6 protein-coding genes are annotated in these 6408 nt (G+C 66.9%); 5 read left to right on the top strand and 1 reads right to left on the bottom strand.

All coding sequences use genetic code 11. The annotated features are described in order from the left end of the window. On the bottom strand, positions 1–674 hold a 674-nt coding region (locus QZW52_RS18060; RefSeq protein ID WP_434738363.1), incomplete at its 3' end, for a GntR family transcriptional regulator. Positions 675–711: 37 nt separating this feature from the next. Here QZW52_RS18060 and scpA point away from each other — a divergent pair. The 5 genes from scpA to QZW52_RS18035 all read left to right on the top strand — a co-directional run. Continuing rightward, complete coding sequence (gene scpA / locus QZW52_RS18055; RefSeq protein ID WP_294001255.1) at positions 712–2883, top strand: methylmalonyl-CoA mutase; 2172 nt, start codon at positions 712–714, stop codon at positions 2881–2883. Positions 2884–2910: 27 nt separating this feature from the next. Beyond that, entirely contained in the window at positions 2911–3390 is a 480-nt protein-coding gene (locus QZW52_RS18050; protein WP_294001252.1) for a GNAT family N-acetyltransferase, read from the top strand. A gap of 138 nt (positions 3391–3528) precedes the next feature. Further along, positions 3529–4497, top strand: a complete 969-nt coding sequence (gene meaB, locus QZW52_RS18045) for a methylmalonyl Co-A mutase-associated GTPase MeaB (RefSeq protein ID WP_434738364.1) — start codon at positions 3529–3531, stop codon at positions 4495–4497. A gap of 57 nt (positions 4498–4554) precedes the next feature. After that, on the top strand, positions 4555–6087 hold the full coding sequence (locus QZW52_RS18040; protein ID WP_294001247.1) for an acyl-CoA carboxylase subunit beta: 1533 nt from the start codon (positions 4555–4557) through the stop codon (positions 6085–6087). Between the two features lie 23 nt (positions 6088–6110). Beyond that, positions 6111–6408 (top strand): biotin carboxylase N-terminal domain-containing protein (locus QZW52_RS18035; RefSeq protein ID WP_294001244.1); only part of this gene is annotated, 298 nt, incomplete at its 3' end.

The raw sequence follows: 6408 nt of genomic DNA, 5'->3' as shown, positions 1-6408 counted from the left end.
TTGTCGAAATGGGCCCGCATGAGCCGGGTCGCCAACGCACCATCGCGCCGCTCCAGCGCGTACATCACGGCGCGGTGCTCGTTGAGCGACTCCTCCGGGCGGCCTTCCTTGAACAGCGAATGGTGGCGGTTGAGCTTCATCACCTTGCGCAGATCGGCCACGATCTGCTGGCGCCAGCGGTTGCCGGCGATGGTCATCAACTGGGCGTGGAAGGCTTCGTTGGTGGCGAAGAAGAACTCGCGCTGGTGGACTTCGCGCTCCAGCCGGTCGTGCAGGGCGCGCAACTGCGCCAGCTCTTCGGGCGCGGCGTTGCGCGCCACATCGCCCGCGGCGTCGCTCTCCAGCAAGGCGAGCAAGTGGTAGACCTGCTGCACGTCGTGGGTGGACATCTCCGTCACATACGCGCCGCGCCGCACCTTCATCGTCACCAGCCCCTCGACCGCCAGCACCTTCAAGGCTTCGCGCAGCGGCGTGCGGCTGATGCCGAGTTCGGCGGTGAGCTTCTGCTCGTCGATCCAGCTTCCCGGCTCCAGCTCGCGGTTGAAAATCCGTTCGCGCAGCCGCTCCGCCACTTCCTGGTAGAGGGCGCGGGGGGCCAGTGCGTTGTCGAGTGCAGGTGTGCTCACGGAGGCTGTCAGGCAGAAGTCAACATTGAATTCATAATTATGCATCATGTATCATGCGGCGACTCAGCGCCAGGAACACAACACCATGTCGAACGAAGCCGCGAACCCGCCCGAATTCCAGCCCGTCTCGCTGGCCCAATGGCAGAAGGCCGCCGCCAAGTCCGCGCCCGGTGGCCAGGTCGAGGCCCTCAACTGGGTCACGCCCGACGGCATCACGGTCAAGCCGCTCTACACCGCCGAGGACGTGCAGGGCTTGGCGCACACCAACACGCTGCCCGGCTTCGCGCCCTTCGTGCGCGGCCCGCAGGCGACGATGTACGCCGTGCGGCCGTGGACCATCCGCCAGTACGCCGGCTTCTCGACCGCCGAAGAGTCGAACGCCTTCTACCGCAAGGCGCTGGCGGCGGGCGGGCAGGGCGTCTCGGTGGCATTCGACCTGGCGACGCACCGCGGCTATGACTCCGACCACCCGCGGGTGACGGGCGACGTGGGCAAGGCGGGTGTGGCGATCGATTCGGTCGAGGACATGAAGATCCTGTTCGACCAGATCCCGCTCGACAAGGTGTCGGTCTCGATGACCATGAACGGCGCGGTGCTGCCGGTGCTGGCGGGCTACGTCGTCGCGGCGGAAGAGCAGGGCGTCTCGCAGGGCCAGCTCAGCGGCACCATCCAGAACGACATCCTCAAGGAGTTCATGGTCCGCAACACCTACATCTATGGTCCCGAACCATCGATGCGGATCATCGGCGACATCATCGAGTACACGGCCAAGCACATGCCGAAGTTCAACTCGATCTCGATCTCCGGCTACCACATGCAGGAAGCGGGCGCGAACCAGGCGCTGGAACTCGCCTTCACGCTCGCCGACGGCAAGGAATACGTCAAGACCGCCATCGCCAAGGGCATGGACGTGGACGCCTTCGCCGGGCGGCTGTCGTTCTTCTGGGCGATCGGGATGAACTTCTATCTGGAGATCGCCAAGATGCGCGCCGCGCGTCTGCTGTGGTGCCGGATCATGACGGGCTTCGACGCGAAGAACCCCAAGAGCCTGATGCTGCGCACGCACTGCCAGACCTCGGGCTGGTCGCTCACCGAACAAGACCCGTACAACAACATCGTCCGCACGACGGTCGAGGCGATGGCCGCGGTCTTTGGCGGCACGCAGTCGCTGCACACCAACGCGCTCGACGAGGCCATCGCGCTGCCAACGGCGTTCTCCTCGCGCATCGCCCGCAACACGCAGCTCATCATCCAGGAAGAGACCCACATCACCAGCGTGGTCGATCCGTGGGCGGGCTCCTACATGATGGAGTCGCTGACGCAGGAGATGGTGGACAAGGCGTGGGCCATCATCGAGGAAGTCGAGGCGATGGGCGGCATGACCAAGGCGGTCGATTCCGGCTGGGCCAAGCTGAAAATCGAAGCCAGTGCCGCCGAGAAGCAGGCGCGCATCGACTCCGGCAAGGACGTGATCGTCGGCGTCAACAAGTACAAGCTCGCCAAGGAAGACCCGATCGACACCCTCGACGTGGACAACGTCATGGTGCGCGATGGCCAGATCGCCCGGCTGCAGCAGATCCGCGCCACCCGCGACACGGCCGCCGTGCAAGCCGCGCTGGCCGCGATGACCGACGCCGCCCGCGCCGGCACGGGCAACCTGCTGGATCTGGCGATCCAGGCCGTGCGGCTGCGCGCCACGGTGGGCGAGGTCAGCGACGCGCTCGAAGCCGTGTATGGCCGCCACCGCGCCGACATCCAGAAGGTCACGGGCGTCTACGCCGCGGCCTACGACTCGGCCGAAGGCTGGGAAAAGCTGCAGACCGAGATCGCCGATTTCGCCGAGACCTACGGCCGCCGCCCCCGCGTGATGATCGCCAAGCTGGGCCAGGACGGGCACGACCGCGGCGCCAAGGTCGTCGCCACTGCGTATGCCGACCTCGGCTTCGACGTGGACATGGGACCGCTGTTCCAGACCCCCGAGGAATGCGCGCGCCAAGCCATCGAGAACGATGTCCATGCCGTGGGCGTCTCGACGCTGGCCGCCGGGCACAAGACGCTGGTGCCGGCCATCATCGCCGCGCTCAAGGCGCAGGGCGCCGACGACATCATCGTCTTCGTCGGCGGGGTGATTCCGCAACAGGATTACGATGTTCTGTACGAAGCCGGCGTGAAGGGGATCTACGGTCCCGGCACGCCGATCCCGGCCTCGGCCAAGGATGTTCTGGAGCAGATACGCGCCCATGTGTCCGTGGCCTGAGGTTCTTCCTCAGCTCTACCGGACACCATGACCACCACGCCCGCTGCTCGACCGACCTTGCAACTCACGCCCGCTGGTGAAGGCGACTTCGAAGCCCTGCTGGCCCTGCGCATGGCCGCGATGCGCGAAAGCCTGACGCGGCTGGGGCGCTTCGATCCGCAGCGTGCCAGAGAGCGGCTGAGCCGGGGCTTCAACCCGGCGCACACCCGCCACATCCTGCGGGATGGTGATCTGGTGGGCTTCGTGGTGGTGATTCCCCGGCCGCATGACCTGCTGCTCGACCACCTTTACATCCACCCCAGCGCACAGGGCGAAGGCATCGGCGGCTGGGTGATGCGGCAGGTGCTGGCGGAAGCCGACGTGGGGGCGATGCCGATGTCGGTCACGGCGCTCAAGCACAGCGACGCGACCCGTTTCTACCAGCGCCACGGCTTCATCCTGGAAGCCGAGGGCGAATGGGATCTCTACTTCCGCCGCCCGGCCCACCCGCCGAGCGACACCGATTGACCGACCGAGGCTGACAGACCTTGCATGGCGCCGACTGAAGACCTTGAACATGGCGAAGACTTCGCCCGCCTGCCCGAGACCGAGCGTGCCTTGGCGGCGGGCATCGTCGGCGAGTCGCCCACCGTGCAGCGGCGTGCCATGGCCAAGGCGATCACGCTGCTGGAATCGACCCGGTCGGACCACCGCCTGCGCGCCGACGCGCTGCTGAACGCCCTGCTGCCGCACACCGGTCGCTCGTTCCGGCTTGGCATCTCGGGCGTGCCGGGCGTGGGCAAGTCCACCTTCATCGAGGCGCTGGGGCTGTTCCTGATCGCGCAGGGGCACCGGGTCGCGGTGCTGGCGGTCGATCCGTCGTCGAGTGTTTCCGGCGGCTCGATCCTCGGTGACAAGACGCGCATGGAACACCTCTCGGTCCACCCGAGCGCCTACATCCGCCCCAGTCCGGCGTCGGGCACGCTGGGCGGCGTGGCCGAGAAGACCCGCGAGGCGATGCTGATCGCCGAAGCGGCCGGCTACGACGTGGTCATCGTCGAGACGGTCGGCGTCGGCCAGAGCGAGACGGCGGTGTCGGGCATGACGGACCTGTTCTGCCTGCTGCAACTGCCCAACGCGGGCGACGACCTGCAGGCGATCAAGAAGGGCGTGATGGAGCTGGCCGACCTGGTGGTCATCAACAAGGCCGACCTCGACCCGAACGCCGCCACCCGTGCCCGCGCCCAGATCACCAGCGCGCTGCGGCTGCTCGGCATGCACCAGTACCACGGTGGCGGCCACGGCGCCCACGGCGATCCGCACGGCCACGGCGGCGACCTGCTGTGGCAACCCCAGGTGCTGCAGCTCAGTGCGCTCAAGGGCGCCGGGCTGGACGAGTTCTGGGCGGCGGTCAGCCGTTTCCGCGGCTTGCAATCCGCCAGCGGCCGGCTCGACCAGCGCCGCCAGCAGCAGAGCCTGGCGTGGATGTGGGAGCGCATCGAGGCCGGTTTGCGCACCCGGTTCCGCGACCACGCCGCCGTGCGCGGCCAGCTCGCCGAGACCACCGAGCAGGTGCGCGGCGGGCGGCTCGCGGCGTCGGTGGCGGCGCGGCGGCTGCTCGATCTGCTGAACTGAACACACCGTTTTTCTGAATCCCCCGAATCCCCTGAATCGACCCCGAGGAGACCCTCCATGCATGACATCCAACAGATGCTCGAAGCCCAGCGCGCCAAGGCCCGCCTCGGCGGTGGGCAAAAGCGCATCGACGCCCAGCACCGCAAGGGCAAGCTGACCGCCCGCGAGCGGCTCGAACTGCTGTTCGACGAAGGCACCTTCGAGGAATGGGACATGTTCGTCGAGCACCGCTGCTCGGACTTCGGCATGGCCGACAACAAGATTCCCGGCGACGGCGTCGTCACCGGCTACGGCATGATCAACGGCCGCCTCGCCTTCGCCTTCAGCCAGGACTTCACCGTCTTCGGCGGCGCGCTCTCGGAAGCCCACGCCGAGAAGATCTGCAAGGTGATGGACCAGGCGATGAAGGTCGGCGCCCCGGTGATCGGCCTGAACGACTCGGGCGGCGCGCGCATCCAGGAAGGCGTGGCGTCCCTGGGCGGCTATGCCGAGGTGTTCCAGCGCAACGTGATGGCCTCGGGTGTCGTGCCGCAGATCAGCATGATCATGGGGCCGTGCGCGGGCGGGGCGGTGTACTCGCCGTCGATGACCGACTTCATCTTCATGGTGAAGGACTCGTCGTACATGTTCGTCACCGGCCCCGAAGTCGTGAAGACCGTGACGCACGAGGAAGTCACCGCCGAAGAGCTGGGCGGCGCGATCACGCACACGACCAAGAGCGGCGTGGCGGACGTGGCCTTCGACAACGACGTGGAGGCGCTGCTGATGCTGCGGCGCTTCTTCAACTACCTGCCGCTGAACAACCGCGAGAAGCCGCCCGTGCGCCCGAGCGGTGATCCGGCGGCGCGGCTGGACCACTCGCTCGACACGCTGGTGCCCGAGAACGCCAACAAGCCCTACGACATGAAGGAGCTGATCCTCAAGGTCGTGGACGACGGCGATTTCTTCGAGCTGCAGCCCGACTACGCCAAGAACATCGTCATCGGCTTCGCCCGCATGGAAGGCCAGACGATCGGCATCGTCGCCAACAACCCGCAGGTGCTGGCCGGCTGCCTCGACATCAAGTCGTCGATCAAGGCGGCGCGCTTCGTGCGGTTCTGCGATGCGTTCAACATCCCGGTGGTGACGTTCGTGGACGTGCCCGGTTTCATGCCCGGCACCTCGCAGGAGTGGAGCGGCATCATCAAGCACGGCGCCAAGCTGCTCTATGCGTATGCCGAATGCACGGTGCCGAAGGTCACGGTCATCACCCGCAAGGCGTATGGCGGCGCGTATGACGTGATGTCGTCCAAGCACCTGCGCGGCGACGTGAACTTCGCGTGGCCGAACGCCGAGATCGCGGTGATGGGGGCCAAGGGCGCGGTGGAAATCATCTTCCGCGAGGACAAGGGCGACCCGGCCAAGCTCGCCGCCAAGGAAGCCGAATACAAGGCCCGCTTCGCCAACCCGTTCGTGGCCGGCGCCCGCGGCTTCATCGACGACGTGATCCAGCCGCACGAAACGCGCAAGCGCATCTGCCGCTCGCTCGTGATGCTCAAGGACAAGAAGCTCGACAACCCGTGGCGCAAGCACGGGAACATCCCGCTGTGATGGGTCGGCAAGGAGAAAACCAGATGTTCACCAAGATCCTGATCGCCAACCGCGGCGAAATCGCCTGCCGCGTCATCCAGACCGCCCGCAAGATGGGCATCAAGACTGTCGCCGTCTACTCCGAGGCTGACAAGGAAGCGCGCCACGTCGAACTCGCGGACGAAGCGGTGCTGATCGGCCCGGCGCCGTCGCGCGAGTCCTACCTCGTCGCCGACAAGATCATCGCCGCGTGCAAGGCCACGGGGGCGCAGGCCGTCCATCCCGGCTACGGCTTCCTGTCCGAGAACGCGGCGTTCGCCCAGCGGCTCGAAGAAGAGGGCA

The sequence above is a fragment of the Sphaerotilus sp. genome (genome assembly GCF_013299175.1).
In the GTDB taxonomy this organism is placed as follows: Bacteria; Pseudomonadota; Gammaproteobacteria; order Burkholderiales; family Burkholderiaceae_C; genus Sphaerotilus.
Note: the sequence above shows the minus strand (reverse complement) of the source record. Positions and strands in the feature narration are given on the sequence as shown.

Excerpts from the sequence above, each read along its gene's own strand:
- scpA (WP_294001255.1), top strand. The coding sequence starts at position 712 with ATGTCGAACGAAGCCGCGAACCCGCCCGAATTCCAGCCCGTCTCGCTG.
- QZW52_RS18050 (WP_294001252.1), top strand. The coding sequence starts at position 2,911 with ATGACCACCACGCCCGCTGCTCGACCGACCTTGCAACTCACGCCCGCT.
- meaB (WP_434738364.1), top strand. The coding sequence starts at position 3,529 with ATGGCCAAGGCGATCACGCTGCTGGAATCGACCCGGTCGGACCACCGC.
- QZW52_RS18040 (WP_294001247.1), top strand. The coding sequence starts at position 4,555 with ATGCATGACATCCAACAGATGCTCGAAGCCCAGCGCGCCAAGGCCCGC.